This window comes from Mesorhizobium monacense, assembly GCF_056781675.1.
This window is the reverse complement of the sequence record NZ_CM165567.1, coordinates 4,208,484-4,234,322: the sequence shown is the minus strand read 5'-3', so window position 1 is coordinate 4,234,322 and position 25,839 is coordinate 4,208,484. Positions and strand designations below refer to the sequence as shown.

Genomic DNA, 25,839 nt, shown 5'->3' with positions numbered 1-25,839 from the left:
ATGTATATGTGCATAATCATTATGTATACATAACTATGTCAACATACATATCTGGAGACTCGAATGACTCCCGCCTATTCCCCAAACCCGGCCTGGCACTCTCCCCGTTCCATGGCGCGCGCCGGAGGCCTGCACGGGTTTGGCATCTACGTGCTGCTCGCCGGCGCCTTCCTGCCGATCGCCGACTTCTTCATCGTCAACGTGGCGCTGCCGACGATCGCCGCCTCGCTGAAGGCGACCCCGGCCGCACTTGAGCTGGTGGTGTCCGTCTATGGCGTGGCCTATGCCGCCATGCTCGTTCTGGGCGGCAGGCTTGGCGATCGTTTCGGTCGCCATAGCCTGTTTCTGGTCGGGCTTTCCGGTTTCATCCTGGCCTCGCTGGCCTGCGGCCTGGCACCCACCATCGATGTCCTCATCGCGGCCCGCCTGGTCCAGGGCGCAACAGCGGCCATGCTGGTGCCCCAGGTGCTCGCGACCTTCCAGGCGACGCTGGAAGGCGAGCGCAAGACCCGGGCCATCGCGCTTTATGGCGCGACCTCCGGCATTGCGGCGGTCGTCGGCCAGCTCGCCGGCGGACTGCTGGTCAGCGCCGACCTGTTCGGCACCTCCTGGCGGCCGATCTTCCTGATCAACATCCCGCTCGGCATCATCGTGTTCTTCGCCTCACGGCTTGTCGTGCCGGCCAACCGCTCGCCGCACCCGGCCGGCATCGACCTGCCAGGCACCGTGCTTTTTGCCGCCACTTTGACCGCTCTTTTGGTGCCGCTGACCGAAGGCCATTCGCTCGGTTGGCCTGCCTGGACCTGGATGATGTTGGCTGCAGCCGTGGTGCTGGCCATCCTGACCGTCATTGTCGAACGGGCGACCGAGGCGCGCGGCGAGGTGCCGCTGCTGCCGCCGTCATTGCTCAAGCTGCCCTCGATGTCGCGCGGTCTCGCCATGATCACGCTGTTCAGCGTCGGCTTTGGCGCCTTCATGTTCGTCTTCGCGCTCACCGTCCAGAACGGACTCGGCGCCAACGCATTCGAAAGCGGTCTCGCCATCCTGCCGATGGCGGTCATGTTCTTCATCGGCTCCATGGTCAGCCCGCGCATGATCAACCGCTTCGGGCGCGGCGCTCTGGCGGCTGGCGGCATCGTGCAGGCGCTCGGCCTGGCCCTGCTGGTCGCCATCATGGTTTTGGGTTGGCCGCAGGTGAGCCTGATCGAGTTGGCGCTGCCGCTGATGCTGATCGGCGCCGGACAGTCGATGCTGTTTTCAGGCCTGTTCCGCGCCGTGCTCGCCGATGTCCCGGCACACCTGGCCGGCGTCGGCAGCGGCGTTCTGATCACGCTGCAGCAGTCCGGCCTAGCGCTCGGGGTCACAACCCTGGGCACGCTCTATCTGGCACTGGAGCCGGCGAGCATTTCGAAGGCCTTTGGCATCGTCATCGCAAGCCAGTTCGCGATCATCGTCCTGCTGGTATTGGCCACCGGGCTGCTGCCCCGCTTCACCAGGCACCAGGTCAGCGCCCATCCGGTGGAAATGTGATTCCTCGGCGCGCTCGGGCGATCAGCCTCATGCTCGCCCGCGGCCGTCGGCCACGACGCAGCCGCTCGGCGGGTCTTTGCCGTTCAGCACCGCGATCACGCATTGCGCCGTAACCATGTTGGTGCGCGCCAGTCCTTCGACCGAGGAGGCCGCTGAATGGGGCGAGGCCACGACGTTGGGTAGCGCGACCAATTCGTCGGACACGGATTTGTAGCCGGGGTCGGTCTCGCTCAAAAAGACATCGAGGCCGGCCCCGGCGATCCTGCCGCTTTTCAGCGCCTCGAGAAGATCCCGATCTTCGACCAGGCCGCCCCTTGCGGTATTGATCAGGACCGCGGTCTGTTTCATCAGCGCCAGCGTGTCCTTGTTGATCAGGTTGCGCGTCGTCGGCGAGAGCGGGGCATGAAGGCTGACATAGTCGCTTTCGCGAAGCAGCGTATCGACATCGACATAGGTGATGCCGTTCGCCTCGGCATAGGCTTTGTCCACGGACGGAGCAGACACCAGGATACGCGCTTCGAAGCCCTTGAGCCGCTGGACCACGTTGCGACCGATGCGGCCGAGGCCGATCAGGCCGACCGTCTTGCGGTACAGATCCGAGCTGATCAATATCGTCCAGTTGCCGGCAATCATGTTCATCTGTGTTTCGCGCAGTCGTCGGCCGACGGCTAGCATGAGGCCGAGCGCGTGGTCGGCCACCGAGGCATCGTTACCCCCGGCCGCGATCGTCACGACGCGGCCGAGTGCGCGGGCAGCCTCGACATCAACGCGCTCGTAGCCGACGCCGCGGCGCGCCACGATCTTGAGTTCGGGCAAAGCCTCGAGCAATTCTCGCGTCACCCGTGCGTGGCCGACGATCCAGGCATCGGCGCCGCTCAGGATACTCGCCAGCTGGTCGTGCGAGAGGTGCCCGTCGCCCTCGACCTTCGAGGCTTCGGCAATGTCGACCTGGCAACCGTTCGCCCGCAGATAGACGGTCGTTTCGTCGTCGAAGAAGCGCTGGGTGACGACAACGCGAGGGATGGTCATGGGATGCTCCGAAAGTGCCGAGGAAGCGCGCTTGCGCAAGAGACCTCATTTGATCGCCTGCCATGAAGAGACAGGACAGATCAAGTCTGATTGCTTCTTCCGTCAGCCCGCCATCCAGCCGCCGTCCACCATCAGATTGATGCCGGTGACGTAGCTTGCCATGTCGCTGGCCAGGAACAGGGCGGCGCCCGCCACATCGTTCGGCCTGCCGAGCCGCGGCCAGGGCGTGCGCTGGCGCGAATAGCCAAGCGCGCCGGGGTCGTTGGCCACGCCCGGCTTGCCGGTGATGATCTTGCCGGGCGCAATCGCGTTGCAGACGATCAGGTCGTCGGCGTGGTCGACGGCGATCTGCCGCGTCATCTGCACGATGCCGCCCTTGCTCACTGAATAGGGAAGATCGCCGGGGCAGGCGACCATGCCGTGCTGCGACGAAATATTGATGATGCGGCCGCGAACGTCGTTGATCGGCGCCTGATCGAGCATCTGCGCGACGGCGCGTTTGCAGCAGTAGAAGAAGCCTGTCAGGTTGACGCCGATGACGCGGCTCCATTGCTCCGGCGAGGTTTCGATGAGGTTGGTGCTGGTGTAGATCGCCGCGTTGTTGACCATCACATCGAGCCTTCCGAAGCGGGCGACGGTCGTGCCGACCAGCGCATCGACCGCGTTCCAGTCGGAAATGTCCGTCGCCATATGCATCGCCGTCCCGCCGTTCGATTCGATCAAAGCGGCGGTGCTCTGGCCACCTTCGATCGGCGTCTCGACGGCGTCGGCGATGACGACGCAGGCGCCTTCCGCCGCGAACTTCAAGGCGATCGCGCGGCCGATGCCAGAGCTGGCGCCAGTGACGATGGCGATCTTTTTCTCAAGCAGGGCCATGGGTCTTCCTCAGCTCTCCCGGTGGACGATCTTTCCCTGCGCCGGGCCAACCAGCCTCTGGTCGCGCACGATCTCGTGGCCGCGCAGGAAGACATTGGTCAGCCGCGCCTTGACCGTCCAGCCGTCGAATGGCGTGTACGCCGCGCGGGAAACTTGCTCCGCATTCGAGATGGAACTGGATTGTCGCGGGTCGACGATCAAAATGTCGGCGTCGTAGCCGGCGGCGATCCGCCCCTTGCGCCGGCTGAGGCCAAAACGCTCCGCCGGATTGCGCGCGCATAGGCGCACCAAATCGGCAAGCGTGATCAGACCGTCGTCGACGAGTTTCAGCATGGTCTGAAGCAAAGTCTGCAGCCCCGGCATGCCGCCCGGAATGTCGGCGAAAGCCGCGTAGCTGGCTGCCTTTTCGGCCGGAGCATGCGGCGCGTGATCGGTGGCGACGATGTCGATCAACCCGGCGCCGAGTGCCGCGCGCAAGGCATCGACATCCTGCCGCGATCGCAAGGGCGGTGAGCCCTTTAGGCCGGCGCCTTGCGTCTCGTAGTCGTCGGCGCTGAAGAACAGGTTCTGCGGCGTCGTCTCGACGCTGGCATCCGCCCTGTCGCGCAGCCGGCTCCAGGCCTCGACGCCCAGTTCCGAGTTGATCTGCCGGACATGAATGCGCGTCCCCGTCCTGGCGGCGGCAAGAACCGCCCGCCTGATGCCGCTGGCTTCCGCCTGCGGCGGCCGGCTGTCGAGAAAGGCCGCGATGGTTCCCGCCTGATTGCGTTCAATGCTGCTGGTCAGGATCGATTGATCGCCCGGCGAGATGCCGATCAGCGTATCGGAGCCAGCGAAATTCCGCAGAGCGCCGGCGACCGCATCGAAGGTTGGAAACAGAAACTCTTCCGGCACATCCGCGCTGAACAGTTCGAACGAGACCGGCGCAAGATCGAGCAGGCTAGGGATGAGCGACAGGTCGCGGCTGACCACGGCCTGAAAACCGACATCGACATGAATGCGGCCTTCGGCCATCGCCATCTTGTCGGCCAACTGCCCAGCGGTCGCCGTCCATGGCTCGTCTGTGGGCATGTCGAGCACCGTCGTCACACCGCCGAGGGCTGCGGCATGGGTGCCAGAGGAAAAGTCCTCCTTGTGCGTCAGGCCCGGCTCGCGCAGATGCGCATGCGCATCGACCAAGCCGGGCAGCAGCAAGCAGCCCGAGGCATCCAGAACTGTCTTCCCCTCTGCTCTTTCGCCAGGCGGAATGACCGCCGCGATCCGGCCGCCGGCAATGCCGACGTCGCGCCGCTCAGGCCCGTCGGCGTTGACCACGGTGGCGCCCCGGATCAGCGTCTCGAACATGCCGTCAGCCGCGCTGCTTGAAGCGCGCATGGTTCTCGAGCCAGAAACGGGCAATGTCCTCGCGCCGCATGAAGGCGGCGGCCGGCTTCGTCTTCACGTGCTCGATCACCTCGCGCAGCCCGGACGCGCGGTTGGGCTGGCCCATCCAGCGGGCGTGGATGCCGATCGTCAGCATGCGGCCGCCGGTCTCGTCCGCTTCGTAGAGCATGTAGTCGATCGCCGAGCGGCAATCCTCGGCGAAGTCGCGCGGGTTGCTGTAGCCCGGCGCCACCAGATAGCGGCTGTCGTTGAGGGCCTTGGAATAGGGCACGACGAGGATCTCGGTGCCCTGGTGGTCGAGGAAATACGGCAGGTCGTCATTGCAGGGATCGGAGTGGTAGAGAAACCCACCTTCCCGCACCAGCAGGTCGCGCGTGTTGACGCTCGGAAACGAGCGGCAGTTCCAGCCCAAAGGCCGCCTGCCCATCAGTCTCTCGTAGAGCGCGATCGCCTCGTGCAACTGGCGCTCCTCCTCGCTGCGCTCCATCGTCGTGTAGTCGATCCAGCGCAGGCCGTGGCCGAGCAGGTCATGTCCCCGCGCGTTCATCCATTCGGCCACCGCCGGATTGCGCTCCAACGCGACGGCGCAGGCCGAAACTGTGATCGGGATCTGGCAGCGGTCGAACAGTCGCGCCAGGCGCCACACGCCGGCCCGGCTGCCATATTCGAAATGCGTTTCGGTGCCGAGGTCGCGCACCGGCGGGCTGCTGGCGAGATTGTACTCGCCCCAATTGTCGTTGCGGCCGTCCTCGAGCCAGGAATACTCCGAGCCTTCCTCGTAGTTGAGCACCAGGTTGATGGCGAGCTTGACGCCGCCCGGCCAGGTCATGAAAGGCGGGCGCGGACCGTAGCCAGCGAAGTCGCGCGGCTGCGCATGCTGGAGATCGGTCGGCATCGGCTGTCCTCCTCAAAGTTCGTTGGCGGCGATCCAGTCCATGTAGTCGTGGAATGCCTGCTTGGCCGGCCTCGGCCGCCACTCTGTGTCCCGCTCGATGCGGGCAAGGTCGTATTCGCCCCACATGCCGGTCTTCAGCGCCGGGTTCATGACAATGTTCGCCGCCTCGGTCGGGCTGACCTCGGCCGTGAGGCCGGGAACGCGTTCGGCCGCCCAGCCGATGAAGTCGCCAACCGTCGTCGTGGTGCCGCTGCCGATGTTGTAGTGCCGGTAGCGCAGGCTTTCGGCATCGAGCAGCGCCATGATCGCCTTGGCGACGTCGCTCGACAGCACATAGTCGCCGAGCGGCTCCAAACTGTTCGGCCGGATCGTTTCGCCCGCCAGCGCCATATGCGCGACGCGGTTCGGCAAATGGCGGACGCTGCGGCTGCTGGTGACGCGGTCCATCGGGCCGTAGACCGACGACAACCTGACCGAGATGGCGGAAAGACCGAACAGGTCGGCGTAGCGGTTGGTCACCATTTCGGCGGCGAATTTCGAGATGCCGTAGAGCGTCAGCGGTGCGACATAACCGTCCTCGGGCAACGGCTCGCCGTTCCAGTTCGGGCCATTGTGCCGATAGACCGAACCGGAGCTGACATAGACGAAGCGCTTGACGCCGGGACGGCTGCGCGCCCATTCCAGCATGCGCACCGTGCCCATCAGATTGACGTCGACAATCAATGCCGGATCGTGGGCCTCCGGCTGCATCTGCGGGTCGCTCGGGCGCGTATTCGGCGTCACCGTCGCGCCATGGACGATGGCGGTGATCTTGTGTGCATCGAGCACTGCTGCCCAGGCGGACGGCTCCAGTATGTCCGCCGTCAGCACGGTCAGGCGGTCGCGCACCAGGGCGAAGAATGTCTCCGCGATCGCGTCGAGCCCGGAACGATCCAGGATGACGGCGCGGGCTTGCGGATCGCGGTCCAGCCATTCGCGTGCGACCACGCTCATGACAAAGCCGGTGCCGCCGGTGACGAGCAGCGTCATGGGAACTCCTGTGAAATTGAACGAAGGGGGTCGAGGTCAGCGCGTCGCATAGCCGCCGTCCACGAGCATGTCGGAGCCGGTGACAAAGGATGCGTCCGACGACAGCAGGAAGGCCGCCGCCGCGGCGATCTCATCCGGCTCCGCGATCCTGCCGAGCAGATGGGCAGGGCCGAGGCCTGCATTGGCCGCCTCGAAGTCCGGAAATCTGCGCAGCAGCCGCGTCGTCGCCACCGCACCGGGCGACAGGCTGTTGACGCGGACCTTGTCGGGCGCATGGTCGACCGCCATCGCCTTGGCGAGATGGATCAGCCCGGCCTTGGCGGCGCAGTAGGCGACGGCCCTGGTGGTGGCGACGCGTCCGAACTGCGAGCCGATGAACACCACCGAGCCGCCACCGCCTGCGGCGATCAACGGCACGGCGAATTTGCTCATCAGGAACGCGCCGGTCAGGCTGACGTCGAGTTCGCGTCGCCAGGCGCTCTCGTCGAGATCGACGACCGTGGCGTTCGTCGACGGCGCGGCGGCATTGTGCACCAGCCCGTCCAGGCGCCCGAAGCGCTCCTTGGCGATGTCGACGGCGCTGCTGGCGGAGAGGGCGTCGGTCACATCACAGCGGCAGGCGACCGCCGAAGAACCGAACCTGTCGGCAAGTGCCTGCGCTGCCGCGAGATCGTAGTCGGCGCAGACCACGCTTGCGCCTTCGGCAACGCAGCGCTGGGCAATGGCAGCGCCAATGCCGCTTGCGGCACCCGCGATCAGGACGACATTGTCTTTCAGGCGGTTCGTCGCGGGATTGTTCGTCATCAGACCTGGTCCTCGACAGCTTGCACGATCGGCGCCACGACCGGCCGGCGCAGAAGATTGTAGCAGGCCGCAAGCGTGACCAGCACCGCTCCGCCGCCGAGCAGCAGGAACATCGCCGGCGGCCCGATAAGCGCCATCAGCCCGGCGGCAACGCCCGGCGTGGCGACATTGCCGATCGAGTAGAGCAGAAGCAGCGTGCCGGATGCGGCGACCATGTGCCGGCTATGCAGTTGCGAGGCGCCGAAGGCCATGGCCACCGGATAGATCGTCAGCGCCGTGGCGCCATAGACGAAGAACAGCACGAACAGCAGCGGCACCGAAAGGGTGCCGACCCAGGCTATTATGGCGCAGGCCGTCACCGACACCAGCCCCTGCACCAGAAGTATCAGGCGTCGATCAAGGCGGTCCGACAGCCAGCCGACCGGGGTCTGCGCGACCATGCCGGCGATGCTTATCGTGGTCACCAGCCAGACCGTCGCCGACGCCGACAATCCGATCTGCGTCCCATAGATCGGCGTCAGCACGAAGACGTTCATGTTGGTGATGCCGCCCTGGAAAATGGCGACGACCGTCACCGGCGCCAGCTTGAACAGCGCCAGCGGCCCGAGCCTTCTGTCGGCTCCGGTCGCTTGCGCCGGTTCGGCCGGCACCGAAGGCAGCGCCGGCCAGCGCAGCCCGGCGAATTTGGGAACGAACGCCAAAAACACCATTGCGGCCGCGACCGAAAACAGATGCGGCGATTGCGGGCCGACCAGCGCGACAAGGATCTGGCCGAGCAGCACCGCGATCGCCGTCGTCAGCATGTAGATCGAGAACATCGCGCCGCGATTGTGCTGCTCGGCATAGAGGTTGATCCAGCTCTCGCAAACCACGAACATCGAGGCCATCGACATGCCGCCGAGCAGCCTGAAGCAGAACCAGCTCGGCACGAAGTCGGTGAAGACGAAGCCCGCAGCCGACAGCAGCGCGGTTGCCAGGATCAGCAAGAATGTCCGCTCATGGCCGTAGCGGGCGACCAGCGGGCGCGTGATCAGGCATCCGATCAGAAAGCCGACCGGGTAGGCGGTCAGTACGATCTGCACGATTTCCGGGGCGATGCCGGGCTTGCCGAGGTAGAACGATACCGCGGTCGTCAGCATGGCGCTGCCTATGCAGGCGAGACACACGCTGGCCATGATCGGCAGCATGGCGCGGGAGCGCTCGGCGTTCCGCCACAAGCGCATCGCGGATTGAGCAATCGATCCCATGAATGTCGCTGTCGGTCGGCTACGATGCGCGCCGGCGACCGGAGACGGGCCGGACAATCGGCGCGGCCCAGATAATCGGCGCGGCATTGTCATGCATTGCGGCGGCTCCCCTTGGCGATGCCGCTGATCCGCGGCTGGTTGCAGAAGCTATACCCCGCCAAGCACGCCACAAACGAAGATTGACACGGCTATGACCATAATTTTTTTGGCCATCCTTGTCGCCGAAAGCCGCATCTTGCCGCTTCCCAGGCTTTACAGTCGTTTTGTCCACTCCGTACCATAGTCAACTGGCATGATCGAAAGCCGCCAAGGGAGGAAACTTCATGACCATCGAACGTCTTGAGAACGGCCAACGCTTCTGCCGGGTGCTGCGCTACAACGGCACCATCTATGTCGCCGGCCTGACGGCGGACGACCTTTCCGGCGACACCACCGCGCAGACCAGGCAAATCCTGGCCAAGATAGACGCCCTTCTGGCCAAGGCCGGCAGCGACAAGAGCAAGCTTCTCAGCGCCCAGATCTGGCTGCGCGACATCGCCGATTTCGAGATGATGAATGCGGCATGGGACGCCTGGATCGACAAGAGCGCCATGCCGGTTCGCGCGACGGTGGAGGCGCGCCTTGCCGGCGATCAGTATCGCGTCGAGATCATGGTCACGGCGGCCGTCGGCTGAAGGGCCTGTCCGCGAAGGGGGCGGCAAAACCAATGCATGAGCTGGTGATCAAAGGCGGACGCGTCGCCCTCGACGACGATTTTGCCGAATGCGACATCGGCATAGACGACGGCCGCATCGCCGCTATCGGCGTTGATCTGTCCGGCAAGTCGTTGCTGGACGCCAGCGGCCGCTGGGTCATGCCCGGCGGCATCGACGCCCACTGCCATCTCGACCAGCCGGTCTGGGGCGGCGCGGGCAATGCCGACGACTTCGAGTCCGGCACCATCTCGGCGGCGTTCGGCGGCACGACCTGCATTGTCCCGTTCGGCATGCCGGGTCCGGACATGACCACGATTGGCGCCGTGGATCGGGCTCTCGATCGCGCAGCGGGCCGGGCTGTGATCGACTACGGGCTGCACGCGGTCGTGACCATGGGCACGGGGTCCGATGTCGAGGAACAGCTTTCGCAGCTCGCTGGCCGCGGCATCGCCTCGGTCAAGCTGTTCATGACCTATCAGGGCTTCGCCGTCGACGACGATCTCTTCTTCAAGATCCTCGACGCCGCCCGTGACCTCGGCTGGATCGTTATGGTCCATGCCGAGAACGATGCCGCCATCCGGCGTACGCGCCAGCGCCTCATTGATCTTGGCCGCACCGACATCCGCTACCACGTCGTTGCCCACAGCGAGACGATGGAGCGCGAAGCGACCCACCGCGCGCTGGCCTTCGCCGAAATGACCGGCGCGCGCATGACCATCGTCCATGTCTCCTCCTGGCAGTCGGCCGAGGAGATCGCGCGGGCGCGGACGCGCGGCGTCGATGTAATCGCCGAAACCTGCCCGCAATATCTGTTCGTCGGCGCCGCCGACCTCGACCGTCCGGCGATCGACGCCGCGCGTTTCGTCTTTTCGCCGCCGCCGCGCTCGCCGCGCAGCCAGGAGCATCTGTGGCGGGACTTGGCCGATGGCGGTATCGATCTCTGGTCCTCCGACCATTCGCCCTATTTTTTCGCCGACAAGATCGGCAGTGCGGAAACGCCCGGCTTCACCACGACGCTGAGCGGCATTCCCGGCATCGAAACGCGCCTGCCGCTGCTGTTCTCGGAAGGGTTGCTGACCGGCCGACTGACGCTTGCCCGCTATCTCGATCTCACCTCGCGCAATGCCGCGTCGATCTATGGTCTTGCCGACCGTAAAGGCAGGATCGCTGTCGGCCTCGACGCGGATCTGGCGCTGTGGGATCCCAAGGCGCGCTGGACGCTCGACCACGCGGCCCTGCATTCTCGCGTCGACTTCACGCCTTACGAGGGCAAGAGCGTGACCGGTAAGCCGACCACTGTCCTGGTGCGCGGCGTGCCGGTTGTCGTCGACGGCTTGCTTCGGGCACAGCCGGGCTTCGGCCGTTTCGTGGCGAGGACAGCCGCGGACCCGGCTCAATCTGGAAAACCTGTCGAGGAGACGACGCCATGGCTAGATGCCTGACCATAGCGGTCTGCCAGACCGGCCCTATCCATCGCAGCGCCTCGCGCGCCGAGACGGTCGGCCGCCTCGTCCATCTGCTGGATAAGGCCGCAGCCGCCGGCGCGGAGATCGCGGTCTTTCCCGAAATGGCGCTGACGACGTTCTTTCCGCGCTGGCGCATCGATGATACCGCCGAGATCGAGTCCTTTTTCGAACGGTCGATGCCCGGACCGGAAACGCAGCGTCTCTACGATGCCGCCGCCCGCCTCAAGGTCGGCTTCGCACTCGGCTACTCAGAACTCGTGCAGGAAGACGGCCGCACGCGCCGTTTCAACACCATGGACCTGGTCGGTCCGGACGGCACCTTCGTCGGCCGCTATCGCAAGATGCATGTGCCGGGGTCGAGCGAACCGGAAGCGGGTACGACGACGCATCTGGAACGGCGCTATTTCGAGCCGGGCAATCTTGGCTTTCCGGTTTTCGATTATCGTGGCGTCCGCGTCGGCATGGCGATCTGCAACGACCGCCGCTGGCCCGAAACCTACCGGATGCTGTGCCTGAACGGCGCCGAAATGGTGCTGCTCGGCTACAACACGCCGCTGCTGCTCGACGAGGCGCCGGCGCTGGCGCATCTGCGCATGTTCCACAACCATCTGCCGATGCAGGCCGGCGCCTACCAGAACACGCTCTGGGTCGCGGCCGCCGCCAAGGCCGGGCTCGAGGATGGCCAGGCGCTGATCGGCGGCTCTTGCATCATCGCGCCGACAGGCGAGATCGCCGCACAGGCGCTTTCGCTCGACGACGAGGTCATCGTCCATCGCGCCGATCTCGACCTCATCACGACTTGTCGGAAGGTGAATTTCGACTTCGCGCTTTATCGTCGGCCTGAGCAGTATCGCCGCATCGCGGAACAGGTCTGACATTGGTGGGCCTCGATCAAGCCAGTCGGTTGCAACGCACGGCGCCGCCTCCGGCCGATCCCATGTCGTTGAGCGAGATCGTCGAGAACGGGCTGTGCATCGGCTGCGGACTTTGCCGATCGCTTGCCGGTCCCGGCGCGATCGAAATGGTCATGACACCGGAGGGGCGCGAGCGGCCTGTGGCTCGGCAGGCGCTCGACATGTCGACGCTGATGCGGATCAACGCCGTTTGCCCGGGAACACGGATCGCGGGTCCACCGCCGGCGCAAGCCAGTGATGCCAGATTGATGGACACCGTCTGGGGTCCCGCCGAACGACTTGTGCTCGGCCATGCCGACGATTCGACGGTGCGGTTTCGCGGCTCGGGCGGCGGGGTGCTGACGGGGCTTGGCCAATTCCTGCTGAACTCCGGACGCGTCAAATTCATCTTGCATGTCGCGGCATCGCGGTCGGCTCCGATGCGCAGCGAGCGGCGGTTGAGCTTCGATGCCGCCTCGGTGCTCGAAGGCGCGGGCTCGCGCTATGGGCCCGCTGCGCCATTGGTGGACTTCGGCGAAATCCTCGATCGCGGCGAACCGTTCGCGCTGATCGCCAAGCCTTGCGACGTCACCGCCGTGCGCAATCTGGCGCGGCTCGATCCGCGCGTTGACGAATTGATGCGCTACGCGCTGGCCTTCGTCTGCGGCGGCGCCTCCGACCTGTCGAAATCGGAGCAGGTGCTGCAGCGCTTTGGCTTGCGCGAGGACGAGCTCGCATTGTTCCGCTACCGCGGGCATGGCAACCCCGGCCTCAACCGGATCGAAGCGAAGGATGGCCGCGTCTTCGAGATCAGCTACCGGCAGCTGTGGGAAGACGAGGACAGGTGGATGATCCAGCCGCGCTGCAAGATTTGCCCCGACGCGATCGGTCAGGTGGCGGATATCGCCGTCTCGGACGCCTGGCTGAATGGTGGGCCGGCGGTTGAGGATGAACCGCTCAACGGGATCATCGTGCGCACCAGGCGCGGGCTGGAGCTGTTCGATGCGGCCGTTGCCGCCGGCGCGCTGACGATCAAGCGCGAGACCAGTTTTGCCGAGCTCGGCGAACTGCAATGGCATCAGGTGCGCAAGCGCCGCGCGGTGTGGGCGCGGCTGAAGGGCATGGCGATCGCAGGCAAGCCGGTGCCTGTGGTGACTGATCTCGCCTTGGAGGACTGTGCCCGGCAGAATGCGCTGACCGACAATCTCGCCGAGGGCCGCGGCGCTCGCGACCGGGCCCGGCGCGGCCGCCTCGGCGAACCGCTTGCCGTATCGCGCAGCGAAGCCGGTGCAGCCATGTTGAAGGAAGGTTTTTTATGAGCGCCGCCGAGGAAACCGAGGTCATTATCGTTGGCGGCGGCATTGCCGGCGCGGGTGCCGCCTTTGAGATTTCGCGCACCAGGAAGGTGGTGCTGCTCGAACGGGAAAGCCATTGCGGCTACCACACCACCGGCCGCTCGGCGGCAAGTTTTACCGAAAACTACGGCAACGGGGTCATCCGCCGGATCGTCCTGGCAAGCCGGGCATTCCTGACCGAGCCACCGGCCGGCTTCTGCGACTATCCGCTGCTCAGCAAGCGCGGCATGATCACAGTGGCGCGCAGCGATCAGCTCGACCTTCTGCGCCAGGAACTGGAGGCGGCGCAGGCGCTGGTTCCCTCGATCGTCGCGATGACGCCGGCCGAGGCGATCGCGCGCGTGCCGGTGCTGCGCGCAGACTATGTCGCCGGCGCCTACATCGAACCGCATTCGATGGACATCGACGTCAACGGCCTGCACCAGGGCTATCTGCGCGGCGCCCGCTCGCGCGGCGCAAAGATTGTCACCGATGCCGGCGTCACGGCAATCGGCCGGCAAGGCGGCCAATGGCGGGTCGAGACCCGAGCGGGAACGTTCCTCGCGCCGCGGATCGTCAATGCCGCCGGCGCCTGGGGCGACGAGATCGCAGCGATGGCAGGCGTGCGGCCGATCGGCTTGCAGCCGAAGCGCCGCACCGCCTTCAACATCCCGGCGCCCGTCGGTGTCAGCATCACCGACTGGCCGCTGGTCAACGATGTCGGCGCCCAATTCTACTTCAAGCCGGATGCTGGCCAGTTGCTGGTCTCGCCCGCCGACGCGATGGCCTCAGTGCCGATGGATGCCTATGCCGAGGACATCGATGTCGCCATCGGCGCCGAGCGCCTCGGCCAGGCGACGACGATCGAGGTGCAGCGCGTGTCACGTTCGTGGGCCGGGCTCCGAACCTTCGTCGCCGACGGCTCGCCGGTGGTCGGGCCCGATGACGAGGTCCCGGATTTCGTGTGGCTGGTCGGGCAGGGCGGCTACGGCATCAAGACCTCGCCCGCCCTGTCGCGCGTCTGCGCCAGCCTGATGGCGGGTGGCCGCCTTCCCGACGATGTCGCCAGGCAAGGCGTCGCGCTGGCCGATCTGACGCCGCACCGGCTGCGGAGTACGGACCTTCGGCAGGCCTCCGCCTCATGACCCGTGCCAGTCTGACGGCAGGCGGCCGGCTGGCCGGGCAGGTGCTGGACAGGCTGGCGGAAGCCACAGCCGACGCACCGGGCATAACCCGCGTGGCTTATGGTCCCGGCGAGCGGCTTGCCCACGCAATGGTTCGCGAGGAAGGCGAAAAGCTGGGCGCGGCGGCGCGCGTCGATGCCGCCGGCAATCTCTATCTGACGCTGAAAGGCCGCAACCCCGACCTGCCGGCGATCGTCATCGGCTCGCATCTCGACAGCGTGCCGCATGGCGGCAATTTCGATGGCGCCGCTGGTGTCGTTGCGGGGCTGGCGGTGATGGCTGAGCTTGTCGGCCAGAAGATGCAGCCCTCGCGTGATCTGATTCTGCTGGCGACCCGCGCCGAGGAAGCGGTGTGGTTCCCGCTGTCCTATCCCGGCAGCGAGGCGGCGCTGGGTCTGCTGAAGCCGCGGGCGCTCGAAGCGCGGCGGTCAGACAGCGGCCGGACCCTCGCCGACCACATGCAAGAGGAAGGCTTCGACCCCGACGCTGTCCGGCGCGGTGTTGCCGGTATCGACGCGGCACGCATCGCGGCCTTCGTCGAAGTCCATATCGAGCAGGGCCCGCGCCTGGTCGCCGCCGGCGCGCCGGTCGGCATCGTCACCGGGATCGCTGGCGGCTTTCGCTATGTCAACGCGAGATGCCTCGGCGCTTATGGCCATTCCGGCGCCGAGCCGCGCTTTGCCCGCCATGACAGCGTGCTGGGCTTCGCCGATCTCGTCGCAGGCCTCGAAGCGGAATGGGATGCGCTTGAGCGCGAAGGCCATGAGGCCACCATCACTTTTGGGCGGGTGGAATCCGATCCGAGCCAGCATGGCGGCAGCCGCGTGCTGGGCGAACTTCGCTTCACGCTCGACGTGCGCAGCGCCGACGCCGCCGTGCTGGAGCGGATCGAGGTGCGGCTTCACGCGCTCTTCGCTGAAGTCGGCGCCCGGCGCGGCGTCACCTTCGAAGCCGGGCCGCACTTCACCTGGGAACCGGCGACCATGTCGCCGGCACTCGTCGCTGGGCTCGACCGCGCTGCCCAGGACATCCAGATGCGCGTGCCGCATGTGCCGAGCGGCGCGGGGCATGACGCGGCCACCTTTGCCGGCGCCGGCGTCCCGACCGCCATGCTTTTCGTGCGCAACGAGAACGGCAGCCACAACCCGCATGAAGCGATGGACATCGCCGATCTCGACCAGGCGATCCGTCTGCTTTTCCGTTTCGTCACCGACTTCGGCAACTTGGAACAAGCCATGAACCTCGCCGCATCCGCCTTGCTCGTCATCGACCTGCAGAACGAATACCGCCCCGGTGCAGCCTGGCCGGTCGTCGGCCATGACGCCGTGCTCGCCAATGCCGCCCGCCTGATCGCCGCGGCCCGCGCGGCCGGCGTGCCGGTCATCCACGCTCAAGCCTGGGTGAAGCCGGAGGAACGCAGCGGCTATGCCAGGCAGGAAGAAATCCTGACCGAGGAATTTCGTTCGGCCGTGGCCGGCAGCAATGGCGCCGACATCTGCGCCGAGGTGGCGCCGCTGCCCGGCGACATCGTCATCCACAAGCACTGGCCAAGCGTCTTCCGCAGGACCGATCTCGCGCAGCGCCTCGCCGACCTCAAGATTGAGAACCTGATGGTCGCCGGCGTTTTGACCGACAGCTGCGTGACCGAGAGTGTGTTCGATGCGGTCTATCAGGGTTTTCGGGTCTGGCTGGTCAAGGACGCCTGCGGCAGCATGACCGAGGCCATGCACCGCACCGGCATGCTCGACATGGCCAATCGTCTTTACGGCGGCGGCATCCTGCGCATGCCCGAGGCGCTGAAGGCGCTGGCCGGCCAGACCTTCGACGGCTGGCGTTGCACGCGGCCGGTGGAATTCGCCTACACGCTGGAAACCGTCGACCGGCTCTACGAAGCGCTATGATGGCCGCCGCACCCGCAAGCGTTGACCTTCACGGTCGCGGCTGAAGGGAACGGCTTGAGAACCACGCCCGGCAGCGCTCCAGTCGCCTTGCCGTCGCGCCATACGGACACGCCGTTGACGAAGACATGCGCGATGCCGGCGGCGGCTTGGCGCGGCTCTTCGAAGGTCGCGGTGTCGACGATCGTCTGCGGGTCGAAGATCGTCAGATCGGCGAAATTGCCCACCGCCAGCGTGCCCCGCTCCTGGATGCCGAATTCACGCGCCGGCAGGCCGGTCATGCGATGCACGGCCTCCTCCAGGCTGAACAGGCCGACATCGCGGGCATAGTGGCCAAGCACGCGCGGAAACGTGCCCCACAGTCGCGGATGCGGGTGGATGTCATGCGGCAGGCCGTCGGAACCGACCATGGTGCGCGGATGGGTGAGGATGGTGCGGACATCCGTTTCGTCGAGTTGGAAATAGACGGCGCCCGCCGGCAGCAACCGCTGGCCCGCCTCGCGCTCCGTGCACTTCCATTCCCGCGCGATATCGGCGATCTCGCGCCGGGCCATTTCGGGATGCGGATCGGACCAGGTGATGAGGACCTTCAGCCCGGTGTCGCAGCGCTCCAGCCTGAGTACGGTCGAGCTCGCTGCATAGGGATAGACATCCATGCCGATGTCCATCGTCTCCCGCGCGCGGTCGATGCGCTGTAGCGAGGGCCGGCTCTTGCCGAAATTGGCGCGGCCTGTGCATTGGTGGTGCGAGATGACCAGCTTGCCGCCGGCATGGTCGGCGATGTCGATGGCTTCCTCGATCGCCTCGTCCATGGTCTCGAAATAGTTGCGCGTATGCGTCACATAAGGCCCGCCGAGGCTTGCCGCCGTCGCGGCCAGCGCCTTGACCTCTTCGGTCGAGGAGTTGACCGCCGGCGGATAGTCGAGGCCGGTGCTGAGCCCGAAGGCACCCTCGTTCATCGCCTGCGCCACGGCTTCCTGCATCAGCGCCGTCTCCGCTCCGTTGGCGGCACGGTCGGTCACCGGCATGACGCGCTGGCGCAAGGTCGTGTGGCCGACGAGCAAGGCCGCATTGGTGGCGATGCCGCGCTTTTTCAGTTCAGCGACATAGTCGGCGAAGCGATCGAAGCGGAAATTCTCCTGGCCGCCGACCAGAGTGAACGGCGGCGGCGGTGCACCGTCCAGCAGCAATGGCGCGAGGCTTATCCCGCAATTGCCTGCGATCACCGTCGTCACGCCCTGGCTGATCTTCGGGTCCATGCCGTGCGGCGCCAGCAGCGCGCCGTCATCATGGGTGTGCACGTCGATGAAGCCCGGCGCGACGATCTTGCCCGCGGCGTCGATCTCCTGCGCACCGCGTGCGTCGCCCAGTTCGCCGATAGCGGCGATCCTGTCGGCGGCAATGGCGAGATCGGCCTTGAAGCGCTCCGAACCGTCGCCTGAAATCAAGGTCGCATTGCGCAGGATGAGGTCATAGGACATCAGGGCTTTTTTCCTCTTTGCGGCAGTCCGGCCATCAGCCTTCCGGATTGACGGCGATCTCCTCGCGGCGGCGCGCGACATAGGCGTCGAGCTCCTCGCGGATCGCGGCGTCCATGACCGGTTCCTCGTAATCGTGCAGTGCCTGCTGCCAGAGTTCCGTCGCCCGTTCGAGCGCGTCCTTGCCGCCCGCTTCCTGCCAGGCGCCATGGTTCTGCCAGTTGGACAGCATCGGCTGGTAGAAGGCGGTCGTGTAGCGCGACATGGTGTGCTCGGCGCCGAAGAAATGGCCGCCGGCCGGCACGGACTTGATCGCCTCGAAGCCGAGATCGTCCTCCTGGAACGGCAACGGCCGCAGGAACTCCATCATGTTCTGCAGGATCTCGACATCGAGGACGAGCTTTTCATAGGAAGCTGTCAAGCCGCCCTCCAGCCAGCCCGCCGCGTGGTAGATCAGGTTCGCGCCGCCGAGCACCGCGCCCCATGTCGCCATCTCGGTTTCGTAGGCGGCCTGCAAATCGACCACGTTCGACGCATTCGCATTGGAGGTGCGGTAGGGCAGCTTGTAGCGCCGCGCCAACTGGCCGGCGATGATGTTGGCCTTGGCGTTCTCCGGTGTGCCGAAGGCCGGCGCGCCCGATTTCATGTCGACATTGGAGGTGAAGGCACCGTACATCACCGGCGTGCCTGGATTGACGAGTTGGGTCAGCACCACGCCGAACAGCGCTTCGGCATTCTGCTGGCAAAGTGCTGCGGCGAGCGTCACCGGCGTCATCGCGCCCATCAGGGTGAAGGGCGTGACGGTCACCGGCTGGCCGTGCTCGGCCATCGCGATCAGGCCTTCGGCCATGGCGTCGTCGAACAGGCGCGGCGAGTTGATCGATATGATCGTCGTCACACCCGGCGAGGCGCGCATCTCCTCGACGCTGATGCCGCGCGCGATCGCCATCATGTTGATGCCGTCCATGGCCCTGGCGCGGCCGATCGCCGTGCAATGGAAGGAGAGGTCGCTGAGTGTCAAATTGGCATGGTAGGTGTCAAGATGGCGCGAATTGGCCGGCAGTTCCATCGGCGCCACCACCTGGTTGCCGATGATGTGGATGGCGTTGAAGTGGTGCGCCAGCCGGATGAAGTTCTGGTAGTCGGGCAAATTGCCCTGGCGGCGGCCGTTGATGCGGTCATGGACATTGGGCGGACCGGCAACCAGCCCGAACACCAGTGAATTGCCGCCGAGATGCACCTGCTTTGCCGGGTTGCGGCTGGTCAGCGTGAAGGAGGATGGAACCGCCCGCAGCGCCTCGGTCACCAGGCTTTCGTCGATCCTGATGGTCTTGTTCTCGCGGTCGACGATGGCGCCGGCTGCGGCGAACAGGTCCATCACCCGCTCGCTCATGACACGGATGCCGAGTTCCGACAGGATGCGCATCGAGGTGTCGTGCAGCCGCTCCATCCGCTCCTCGTCGAGGAGCTGCATCGGTGGATAGGGGTTCTCCACATGTTGCCACGGCAGTTGCGCGATGCCGCCGCCGCCGCGTTCCAGCCGCGACCTGCGGCCCCCGCCGCGCCTGTCCTGTGTCATAGGCTGCCTTCCCTCTCGGCTCAGTAGCCGCGTTCCGGGTCCACGACGTTCTCCAGCGGCACGCCGCTGCGATAGCGCGTCAGATTGTCGGCGAACATGCGCACCGATTTGACGTCCCAACCGTCATAGACCGCCGCGCAATGCGGGGTGACAGCGACATTGTCGTAGCCCCACAAAGGATGGTCGGCGGGCAGCGGCTCGGTCGCGAAGACGTCCAGCGCCGCGCCCTTGATCCGCTTGCCGTCAAGGACTTCGAGCAGCGCGGCCTCATCGACCACGCCGCCGCGCGAGATATCGATGAGCACCGCGGAAGGCTTCATCGCGGCGAAGGCCGCCTTGCCGAGCAGGCCGCGCGTGCTGGGCAAAAGCGGCACGCAGCAGACAATGAAATTGGCGCGCCCAAGCAATGCAAGCAGTGCGTCCGGCCCGTGCACCTCGTCGAGGCAATCCATGGGTTTTGGACGCGCGCGAATGCCCAGCGCGCGCAGGCCCATCGCCTGTGCGCGGCTGGCGACGGCCGTGCCTGTCTTGCCAAGGCCGATGATGAGAACCGTCCTGCCTTCGATCGGCTCGACGCGGCCTCCGCCGCCCCAGAGATGCGCCTGCTGACGGCGTTCGAAGCCGCGCAGGTCGAGCGAGAAGGACAGCATGGCGCCAAGCGCATATTCCGCCAGCATGCCGGCGGCGACCCCGGCGGAATTGGTGACGGTCAGCCGTTTCGGATCCCAGGACCCGAGGTGATCCGTGCCGGAGCCGCCGATCGATACCCATTTCACGGTCGGGCTTTCGGTAAGGGCCTGGCGCGGATATCGCGGCGTGCCGTCGAAGCGGATGGAATAGACAACTTCCGCCGCCACGCGTTCGATCATCTCGGGCAGGGCGGCGTAGCTGTCGCAGGCATGGACCGCGAGATCCGGATGCGTCTCCTTGAGCACGGCAAGTGCTGCTTCCGGGCGGTCGGTGTGCAGGATGACGGACGGGCGAGGGGACATGATGCCGGTCTCAGCTCCGGCCGATATGGTCGGCCGAAGGACCGAGCGCGGCGAGCAGCTTTTCACCGCTTTCCAGCGTCGCATTCTCATGCGGCGCGCGCAGGTTCAGCCAGCGCCTGTCGCCGGACCGAACGGCAAGCACTGCCTTCATCGCCGGGATCAGACCCGCATCCTGGATCACCTTTCGGAACGCCTTGATCGCCGCATCCGCCTCGGCAGAATCCTTGCCGGCGCGCGCCGCATCGTAGACCGCCCGGATCGCCGCCGCATTGAGGTTGACCGTCGCCGAGATGCAGCCGGCCGCACCGCTGGCCAGTCCCTTGGTCAGCTGCGCTTCCGAACTCGGGAACACCGCGACCTCGGGCGCCGCGGCGATCACCGCCGCCGTGTTGTTCCAGTCGCCGGCGCTGTCCTTGTAGGCCACGACGGTGTCGGGAAACGCCTCGCTCAGCCGGGCGGTCAAAGCGGGGCTTACCGGCACGCCCGAATTCTGCGGGATGTGGTAGAGGATCATCCGCATCGCCGGGTTCGCCACCTTCTCGATCAGTTCGCTGTAATAGCGGGCCTGGCCGTTGTCGCCGGCGGCTGTGTAGAAGAACGACGGCAGCACCATCACCCCGGCGCAGCCGAGACTGACCGCATGCGCCGACAGCTCGACCGTTTCGGGCAGCGCCGTGACACCGGTGCCGGGCATCAGCCGGGTGGGCGAAATGCCGGCCTCTGCCAGCCATTCCAGCGCCTGCATGCGTTCGCGCGACGAAACCGACAGCGCCTCGCCCGTGGTACCGAACGGCGACAGGAAATGCGCGCCCTGGTCCAGCACCCATTTGGCGTGGGACACCCAGAGGTCGCGCGCGATGCTGCCGTCGTCTTCGAACGGCGTCAGGATCGGTGCGATGGTTCCTTGCAGGCGGGTCATTGATATCCTCTATGCGTGATGGTGTTCGGTGCGGTGTCTGACCACCGCCGCTGCCGCCCGGGCACTACCACGCCGGCCGCTGATGCATCTTGGTGATCACCGGAGGATCGTAGAGCAATACCGAGAGATCGGAGAAGCGGCTGTCCGGGTCGCTGAGCGATAGCACCGCGTCGCGGATCGCGCCGGCGCGGCCCTGTCCGAGCACAGGTGCCGCGAATTCCATGTATTTGGCCTCGATCTCCGCATCCGTCAGCGGTGCTTCCGGTCCGCCGCGCGCATGGACATCGCCCGACATCAGGACCCGCCCGTCGGTCGTCGAGATGACGACATCGGCCCAGCGGCCTGCCGGGAAGCGGGCGCTGTGGCGTTCCGATTCCGAGACAGTGATGCGGCTAAGCATATCGGCCACGGCGGCGTCCTCGAGCCCGTTGCCGGAAATGTGCTCCAGCCCGATGCGGCCATGCATGATGAAGGTCGCGACGGCGAAACGCAGGCTGTACTGCGCCTTCGACGTCGTGTCCGGCATGCCGTCGAACAGCGTTGCCGCATAGTGGAAGCTGTTGACCTGAATGTGCTTGATGTCGGCCGGCGACAGATGATGCGCCAGGCAGAGCCCACGCGTCGCGTCGATGGCCGCATGCGCCCAGCGGCAGATCGGGTAGGGCTTCACATACTGGTGCAGCACCTGCCAGAAGGCGCCGAGATCCTGCCAGTGCGCCGCGACCTCGGGTGCCTCGACCGTGATCGCCGGCGCGCCGGTAAAGCCGCGCTCGGCCAGCACGGCGGCCGACAGCCCGGTCAAGGCGCCGACGCCGGAGCCGTCATGCAGCATCGTCGGGGTGGCGATCTCGCGCATCATCTGGCTGCGCGGGCCGTGGTATTCGGCAATGCCGAGCGCCTGGCGGAGCTGCTCGTCGCTCAGCCGCCGCAGGCGCGCGGCCACGGCGGCCACACCGAGCGCGTTCCATGCGCCTGAGGTGTGGTAGTCCGAAACGGTCGCATGCAAGGCGATGCCGGCCCGGCCGGCGACTTCGTAGCCGACGATCAGGGCCGCCAGCGCCTCCGGTCCGCTAAGGTCGGGACGGGACTCCGCAAGCGCTGCCAGCGCCGGCACCACCACCACGCCGATATGACCCTTGGTCGGGCTGTATCCGTCATGACCGTCGAGATTGTCGATCTGCGTCGCTGCCGCATAGGCCGCGCCCGCGATGCTGACGCGGCGGCCGTCAAAAAGCATGCGCGCCGAATGCTGTGGGTCGCTCGAGCCGTAGAGCAGGGTGGCCGCATCGCGGCCGATCCTGCCCGCTTCCATCGGGCCAGCCGCAATCGCAATTCCGATCGTGTCCAGCAGCAGGTAGCGCGCCTGTTCCAGCACCGCTGTCGGGAAAACCGAAGCTGGCCGCCGCAACACGAAGTCGGCCAGGCGAACGGCAATTTCGGCACTCGCGTCAGGCCCTTCGCGCCGATGGGGCGACACTGCCACTGGCTCCACTCCCTCTGTCGTCACGACATCATTAATTTGGGTCCATCGTGCTTTCACGCAATTAGTTTGGCGGCTTTGGCCAAAAATATCTACGTCTCGTCGCCTGCGCGCGATTGAACGGCGGCCCGTCCGTGGGATACCTATCCCCCGTGGGATACCTATCCCCGTGGGATACCTCCCCGTGGGATACCTCCCACGTCGGATACCTCCCACGTACATCGCAGGAGTTTGAGATGAAGCCGCCGCCCCCCTTGAACTATATCCGCTCCTTCGAGAGTTCGGCCCGTCATCTCAGTTTCACTTTGGCTGCCAAGGAACTTGGCTACACGCAGGCCGCTGTCAGCACGCATGTCCGTTCGCTCGAGCATTATATCGGCCGGCAGCTGTTCATACGCTACCCGCGCAGCCTCAAGCTGACCGAGATGGGCGAGGCGTTCCTGCCGACGCTGCGCCAGGCGCTGGATCAGATCGACCAGGCGACGGAGGCGATCGTGACCTCGTCGCGCAACCGCACCGTGGTCGTGTCCTGCCCGATGAGCCTGGCGGAGAACTGGCTGGCCGGCTGCATGGCCGCCTTTCGCAAGAAGCATCCCGAAATCGAGATCGTGCTGCACGGCACGATCTGGGAGGATCTCAGCGAACAGATCGCCGACATAACCATTTCCACGCGGCGTTTCGACGATCGTCCGCCGGCCGGCATCCCGCTCTGGAACGACGATCTGGTTCTGCTCTGCGCGCCGGCACTGCTGGATGGCGAGCACGCGCTGAAGGCGCCGCAGGACATCCTCAAGGTGGACTGGATCTTCGTGCATGGCCGCCAGGAATACTGGCAGGTCGTCACGTCAGCGCTTGGCGTCGACATGGAGGATTACGACAAGGGCCTGACCACGAACGCCTCCAACATCGCGCTCGAACTGGCCGCCATGGGGGCAGGGCTCGTCGCCACCCAGCGCTCGCTTGCCCATGCCTATCTGCGGCGCGGGCTGCTCGTCGAACCGTTCCCGATCCGGCCGCCGAGCCCGTGGAATTATTACCTCACCGAGAACCTGCTTTCGAAGGGAACCATCGCGCGCACGGTGCGGGAATGGATCCTTTCGCGCGCCCAGGAGGACAGTGCCTGAAGGCATCGATTGCTGTGGATCGCTTCCGCACGAAAAATTCTGAGACGTCAATGGCATTGTTTTATTAGGCCTCAATAGCCGGTTTTCTGCGGTTTGCTCGGGGTCGAGCCCTTCCGGGATTTTTGCATCGCCTCTAACATCCTCCACGCAATGGGGAATGTAACGGGCGGAAAGCCCAAACCGGAGAATCACAATGACGATTTTCAAGAGCAACGGTGACCGCGTCCCGGCTGTCATCGAAAGCTACGCGGACGAAGTCAGAAGCGGCAGGATGGATCGCCGCGAATTTCTCGCCATGGCGAGCGCGATGGGCGCCTCCACGGCGCTTGCATACTCGATGGCCGGCATCGCTCCCGCCCGGGCTGCTGCCGAGGAGCCGGGCAAGAAGGGCGGCATCCTGAAGATGCAGATGATCATCAAGGACATGAAGGACCCGCGCCTGTGGGACTGGTCGGAAATGGCCAATGTTATGCGCCAGTGCAACGACTACATGATCCGCTACACCACCGACTTCACCTTCGAGGGCCATCTGATCGAGAGCTGGGAGGTCAGTGACGATGCCACCGAGTACACGCTGCATGTGCGCAAGGGCGTGAAGTGGTCGAACGGCGACGAGCTCAATGCCGACGACATCGTCCACAACATCGAGCGCTGGTGCGATAAGGCGGCCGAGGGCAACTCGATGGCCGGCCGCATGGGCACGCTGATCGACCCCGCCACCAAGAAGGCCATTGCCGGCGCCATCACCAAGGTCGACGACCATACGGTGAAGCTGAAATGCAGCCAGTCCGACGTCACCATCATCCCGGGCATGGCGGACTATCCGGCTATCATCGTCCACCGCAATTTCGACAAGGACGGCGCGGACATGACCAAGACGCCTGGCACCGGCCCGTATGAGCTCATCTCGTACAAGGTCGGCGAGTCGGCTTCGGTCAGGCGGCGCAAGGACTTCACCTGGTTCGGCGGCGAGACCTATCTCGACGGTGTCGACTGGACCGACTACGGGGCGGACGCTTCGAACCCCGCCATCGGCAGCGCCTTCGAGGCCGGCGAGATCGACTGCAACTACCAGACGGTCGGCGGCACCGTTGACCTCTATGACAGCATGGGCCTGGTCAAGGAATCCGTCGTCACCGCTGGCACGATCGTGCTGCGCACCAATGTGACCAGCAAACCCTATGACGACAAACGGGTGCGCAATGCCATCCAGCTCGCCGTCGACAACGAGACCGTACTGAAGCTCGGCTATAGCGGCCTGGGCCAGATCGCCGAAAACCACCATGTCTGCCCGATCCATCCGGAATATTACGAACTGCCGAAAGTGCCGCGCGATCTCGCCAAGGCCAAGGCGCTGATGACCGAGGCCGGTCAGATGGATCATGAGTTCGAGCTCATCTCCTACGATGCCGACTACGTGAAGGACCCTGCCGATGTCGTCGCCGCGCAGATGCGCGAGGCCGGCATCAAGGTGAAGCGAACGATCATTCCGGGAACCTCCTTCTGGAACGACTGGACGAAATATCCTTGGTCGACCACCGAGTGGGGCATGCGTCCGCTTGGCGTGCAGGTGTTGGCGCTTGCCTATCGCAGCGGCGAAGCCTGGAACGAGACCGGCTATGCCAATCCGGACTTCGACAAGAAGCTCAATGCGGCACTGGCCGTCGCCGATCCGGCCAAGCGCAAGGAGCTGATGAAGGACGTCGAGTTTATCCTCCAGGACTCGGGCGTGCTTGTGCAGGCGTTCTGGCGTTCGCTCTACCGACACCACGCCACCTATGTGAAGAACCTCAAGATGCATCAGACCTTCGAGCTGCAGCTGGATACGGTCTGGCTCGACAAGGCGTAAATCGGCCGTCGCAATGATTGCCCAGGGGCGTGGCTCCACGCCCCTGGTTTTTGCCAGGCGGTTCGCGCTCGGCACCGGTGGCTGGACCTGCTAGCATTTTCCTCGAAATTCGACGGCAACAACCGCTCAGTCGAGCAAGGCAACACAACCAGCAA

At 65.6% G+C, this 25,839-nt stretch carries 21 protein-coding genes; 9 read left to right on the top strand and 12 right to left on the bottom strand.

Annotated elements, in window-relative coordinates:
• Nucleotides 1-63 precede the first annotated feature (63 nt).
• Complete coding sequence (locus AC1RUK_RS20575; protein ID WP_481839186.1) at nucleotides 64-1,530, top strand: MFS transporter; 1,467 nt, start codon at nucleotides 64-66, stop codon at nucleotides 1,528-1,530.
• A gap of 27 nt (nucleotides 1,531-1,557) precedes the next feature.
• On the opposite strand, the gene AC1RUK_RS20570 is transcribed toward AC1RUK_RS20575, so the two are convergent.
• The 7 genes from AC1RUK_RS20570 to AC1RUK_RS20540 form a co-directional block, all read right to left on the bottom strand.
• Nucleotides 1,558-2,559 carry a phosphoglycerate dehydrogenase gene (locus tag AC1RUK_RS20570; RefSeq protein ID WP_481839187.1) on the bottom strand — a complete coding sequence of 334 codons (1,002 nt, stop codon included), beginning with the start codon at nucleotides 2,557-2,559 and terminating at the stop codon, nucleotides 1,558-1,560.
• Between the two features lie 102 nt (nucleotides 2,560-2,661).
• Complete coding sequence (locus tag AC1RUK_RS20565; RefSeq protein WP_481839188.1) at nucleotides 2,662-3,435, bottom strand: SDR family NAD(P)-dependent oxidoreductase; 774 nt, start codon at nucleotides 3,433-3,435, stop codon at nucleotides 2,662-2,664.
• 9 nt (nucleotides 3,436-3,444) lie between these two features.
• A complete protein-coding gene (locus AC1RUK_RS20560; RefSeq protein ID WP_481839189.1) occupies nucleotides 3,445-4,809 on the bottom strand; it encodes a dihydroorotase in 1,365 nt (454 codons plus the stop codon).
• On the bottom strand, nucleotides 4,784-5,713 hold the full coding sequence (locus tag AC1RUK_RS20555) for a polysaccharide deacetylase family protein (protein ID WP_481839190.1): 930 nt from the start codon (nucleotides 5,711-5,713) through the stop codon (nucleotides 4,784-4,786). Before AC1RUK_RS20555 ends, AC1RUK_RS20560 begins: the two co-directional genes overlap by 26 nt.
• Nucleotides 5,714-5,725: 12 nt before the next feature.
• On the bottom strand, nucleotides 5,726-6,742 hold the full coding sequence (locus AC1RUK_RS20550) for an NAD-dependent epimerase/dehydratase family protein (RefSeq protein WP_481839191.1): 1,017 nt from the start codon (nucleotides 6,740-6,742) through the stop codon (nucleotides 5,726-5,728).
• Between the two features lie 36 nt (nucleotides 6,743-6,778).
• Nucleotides 6,779-7,546, bottom strand: coding sequence for an SDR family NAD(P)-dependent oxidoreductase (locus tag AC1RUK_RS20545; protein WP_481839192.1), 768 nt, complete (start codon nucleotides 7,544-7,546; stop codon nucleotides 6,779-6,781).
• Nucleotides 7,546-8,685, bottom strand: coding sequence for an MFS transporter (locus AC1RUK_RS20540; RefSeq protein WP_481840087.1), 1,140 nt, complete (start codon nucleotides 8,683-8,685; stop codon nucleotides 7,546-7,548). The genes AC1RUK_RS20545 and AC1RUK_RS20540 overlap by 1 nt, the downstream gene beginning before the upstream one ends.
• Before the next feature lie 431 nt (nucleotides 8,686-9,116).
• Here AC1RUK_RS20540 and AC1RUK_RS20535 point away from each other — a divergent pair, with 431 nt between their 5' ends.
• From AC1RUK_RS20535 to AC1RUK_RS20510, 6 genes are all read left to right on the top strand, one after another.
• Complete coding sequence (locus tag AC1RUK_RS20535) at nucleotides 9,117-9,467, top strand: RidA family protein (protein WP_481839194.1); 351 nt, start codon at nucleotides 9,117-9,119, stop codon at nucleotides 9,465-9,467.
• 32 nt (nucleotides 9,468-9,499) lie between these two features.
• Entirely contained in the window at nucleotides 9,500-10,930 is a 1,431-nt protein-coding gene (hydA, locus tag AC1RUK_RS20530) for a dihydropyrimidinase (RefSeq protein ID WP_481839195.1), read from the top strand.
• On the top strand, nucleotides 10,915-11,829 hold the full coding sequence (locus AC1RUK_RS20525; RefSeq protein WP_481839196.1) for a nitrilase-related carbon-nitrogen hydrolase: 915 nt from the start codon (nucleotides 10,915-10,917) through the stop codon (nucleotides 11,827-11,829). Before hydA ends, AC1RUK_RS20525 begins: the two co-directional genes overlap by 16 nt.
• A 62-nt stretch (nucleotides 11,830-11,891) precedes the next feature.
• On the top strand, nucleotides 11,892-13,166 hold the full coding sequence (locus AC1RUK_RS20520; protein ID WP_481839197.1) for a Coenzyme F420 hydrogenase/dehydrogenase, beta subunit C-terminal domain: 1,275 nt from the start codon (nucleotides 11,892-11,894) through the stop codon (nucleotides 13,164-13,166).
• A complete protein-coding gene (locus tag AC1RUK_RS20515; RefSeq protein ID WP_481839198.1) occupies nucleotides 13,163-14,326 on the top strand; it encodes an NAD(P)/FAD-dependent oxidoreductase in 1,164 nt (387 codons plus the stop codon). Before AC1RUK_RS20520 ends, AC1RUK_RS20515 begins: the two co-directional genes overlap by 4 nt.
• Entirely contained in the window at nucleotides 14,323-16,266 is a 1,944-nt protein-coding gene (locus AC1RUK_RS20510; RefSeq protein WP_481839199.1) for a Zn-dependent hydrolase, read from the top strand. The genes AC1RUK_RS20515 and AC1RUK_RS20510 overlap by 4 nt, the downstream gene beginning before the upstream one ends.
• Here the strand turns inward: AC1RUK_RS20510 and AC1RUK_RS20505 are convergent.
• The 5 genes from AC1RUK_RS20505 to AC1RUK_RS20485 form a co-directional block, all read right to left on the bottom strand.
• Nucleotides 16,251-17,744, bottom strand: a complete 1,494-nt coding sequence (locus AC1RUK_RS20505) for an N-acyl-D-amino-acid deacylase family protein (RefSeq protein ID WP_481839200.1) — start codon at nucleotides 17,742-17,744, stop codon at nucleotides 16,251-16,253. The two genes, AC1RUK_RS20510 and AC1RUK_RS20505, sit on opposite strands and share 16 nt — an antisense overlap.
• A gap of 34 nt (nucleotides 17,745-17,778) precedes the next feature.
• On the bottom strand, nucleotides 17,779-19,320 hold the full coding sequence (locus tag AC1RUK_RS20500; RefSeq protein WP_481839201.1) for a trimethylamine methyltransferase family protein: 1,542 nt from the start codon (nucleotides 19,318-19,320) through the stop codon (nucleotides 17,779-17,781).
• A 20-nt stretch (nucleotides 19,321-19,340) separates the two neighbouring features.
• Nucleotides 19,341-20,312, bottom strand: coding sequence for a D-2-hydroxyacid dehydrogenase (locus AC1RUK_RS20495; protein ID WP_481839202.1), 972 nt, complete (start codon nucleotides 20,310-20,312; stop codon nucleotides 19,341-19,343).
• 10 nt (nucleotides 20,313-20,322) lie between these two features.
• Nucleotides 20,323-21,231 carry a dihydrodipicolinate synthase family protein gene (locus AC1RUK_RS20490; protein WP_481839203.1) on the bottom strand — a complete coding sequence of 303 codons (909 nt, stop codon included), beginning with the start codon at nucleotides 21,229-21,231 and terminating at the stop codon, nucleotides 20,323-20,325.
• Between the two features lie 64 nt (nucleotides 21,232-21,295).
• On the bottom strand, nucleotides 21,296-22,714 hold the full coding sequence (locus AC1RUK_RS20485) for an MmgE/PrpD family protein (RefSeq protein WP_481839204.1): 1,419 nt from the start codon (nucleotides 22,712-22,714) through the stop codon (nucleotides 21,296-21,298).
• A 233-nt stretch (nucleotides 22,715-22,947) separates the two neighbouring features.
• On the opposite strand from AC1RUK_RS20485, the gene AC1RUK_RS20480 reads away from it, so the two are divergent.
• Nucleotides 22,948-23,835 carry a LysR substrate-binding domain-containing protein gene (locus tag AC1RUK_RS20480; protein ID WP_436171311.1) on the top strand — a complete coding sequence of 296 codons (888 nt, stop codon included), beginning with the start codon at nucleotides 22,948-22,950 and terminating at the stop codon, nucleotides 23,833-23,835.
• A 193-nt stretch (nucleotides 23,836-24,028) separates the two neighbouring features.
• The gene (locus tag AC1RUK_RS20475; RefSeq protein ID WP_481839205.1) at nucleotides 24,029-25,684 is read left to right on the top strand and encodes an ABC transporter substrate-binding protein; all 1,656 of its coding nucleotides are present in this window, start codon (nucleotides 24,029-24,031) and stop codon (nucleotides 25,682-25,684) included.
• Nucleotides 25,685-25,839: the final 155 nt, after the last annotated feature.

Excerpts from the sequence above, each read along its gene's own strand:
- AC1RUK_RS20515 (WP_481839198.1), top strand. The coding sequence starts at position 13,163 with ATGAGCGCCGCCGAGGAAACCGAGGTCATTATCGTTGGCGGCGGCATT.
- AC1RUK_RS20540 (WP_481840087.1), bottom strand. The coding sequence starts at position 8,685 with ATGCTGACGACCGCGGTATCGTTCTACCTCGGCAAGCCCGGCATCGCC.
- AC1RUK_RS20510 (WP_481839199.1), top strand. The coding sequence starts at position 14,323 with ATGACCCGTGCCAGTCTGACGGCAGGCGGCCGGCTGGCCGGGCAGGTG.
- AC1RUK_RS20505 (WP_481839200.1), bottom strand. The coding sequence starts at position 17,744 with ATGTCCTATGACCTCATCCTGCGCAATGCGACCTTGATTTCAGGCGAC.
- AC1RUK_RS20490 (WP_481839203.1), bottom strand. The coding sequence starts at position 21,231 with ATGACCCGCCTGCAAGGAACCATCGCACCGATCCTGACGCCGTTCGAA.
- AC1RUK_RS20570 (WP_481839187.1), bottom strand. The coding sequence starts at position 2,559 with ATGACCATCCCTCGCGTTGTCGTCACCCAGCGCTTCTTCGACGACGAA.
- AC1RUK_RS20575 (WP_481839186.1), top strand. The coding sequence starts at position 64 with ATGACTCCCGCCTATTCCCCAAACCCGGCCTGGCACTCTCCCCGTTCC.
- AC1RUK_RS20500 (WP_481839201.1), bottom strand. The coding sequence starts at position 19,320 with ATGACACAGGACAGGCGCGGCGGGGGCCGCAGGTCGCGGCTGGAACGC.
- AC1RUK_RS20560 (WP_481839189.1), bottom strand. The coding sequence starts at position 4,809 with ATGCGCGCTTCAAGCAGCGCGGCTGACGGCATGTTCGAGACGCTGATC.
- AC1RUK_RS20475 (WP_481839205.1), top strand. The coding sequence starts at position 24,029 with ATGACGATTTTCAAGAGCAACGGTGACCGCGTCCCGGCTGTCATCGAA.
- AC1RUK_RS20495 (WP_481839202.1), bottom strand. The coding sequence starts at position 20,312 with ATGTCCCCTCGCCCGTCCGTCATCCTGCACACCGACCGCCCGGAAGCA.
- AC1RUK_RS20545 (WP_481839192.1), bottom strand. The coding sequence starts at position 7,546 with ATGACGAACAATCCCGCGACGAACCGCCTGAAAGACAATGTCGTCCTG.
- AC1RUK_RS20525 (WP_481839196.1), top strand. The coding sequence starts at position 10,915 with ATGGCTAGATGCCTGACCATAGCGGTCTGCCAGACCGGCCCTATCCAT.
- hydA (WP_481839195.1), top strand. The coding sequence starts at position 9,500 with ATGCATGAGCTGGTGATCAAAGGCGGACGCGTCGCCCTCGACGACGAT.
- AC1RUK_RS20535 (WP_481839194.1), top strand. The coding sequence starts at position 9,117 with ATGACCATCGAACGTCTTGAGAACGGCCAACGCTTCTGCCGGGTGCTG.
- AC1RUK_RS20520 (WP_481839197.1), top strand. The coding sequence starts at position 11,892 with ATGTCGTTGAGCGAGATCGTCGAGAACGGGCTGTGCATCGGCTGCGGA.
- AC1RUK_RS20555 (WP_481839190.1), bottom strand. The coding sequence starts at position 5,713 with ATGCCGACCGATCTCCAGCATGCGCAGCCGCGCGACTTCGCTGGCTAC.
- AC1RUK_RS20480 (WP_436171311.1), top strand. The coding sequence starts at position 22,948 with ATGAAGCCGCCGCCCCCCTTGAACTATATCCGCTCCTTCGAGAGTTCG.
- AC1RUK_RS20550 (WP_481839191.1), bottom strand. The coding sequence starts at position 6,742 with ATGACGCTGCTCGTCACCGGCGGCACCGGCTTTGTCATGAGCGTGGTC.
- AC1RUK_RS20565 (WP_481839188.1), bottom strand. The coding sequence starts at position 3,435 with ATGGCCCTGCTTGAGAAAAAGATCGCCATCGTCACTGGCGCCAGCTCT.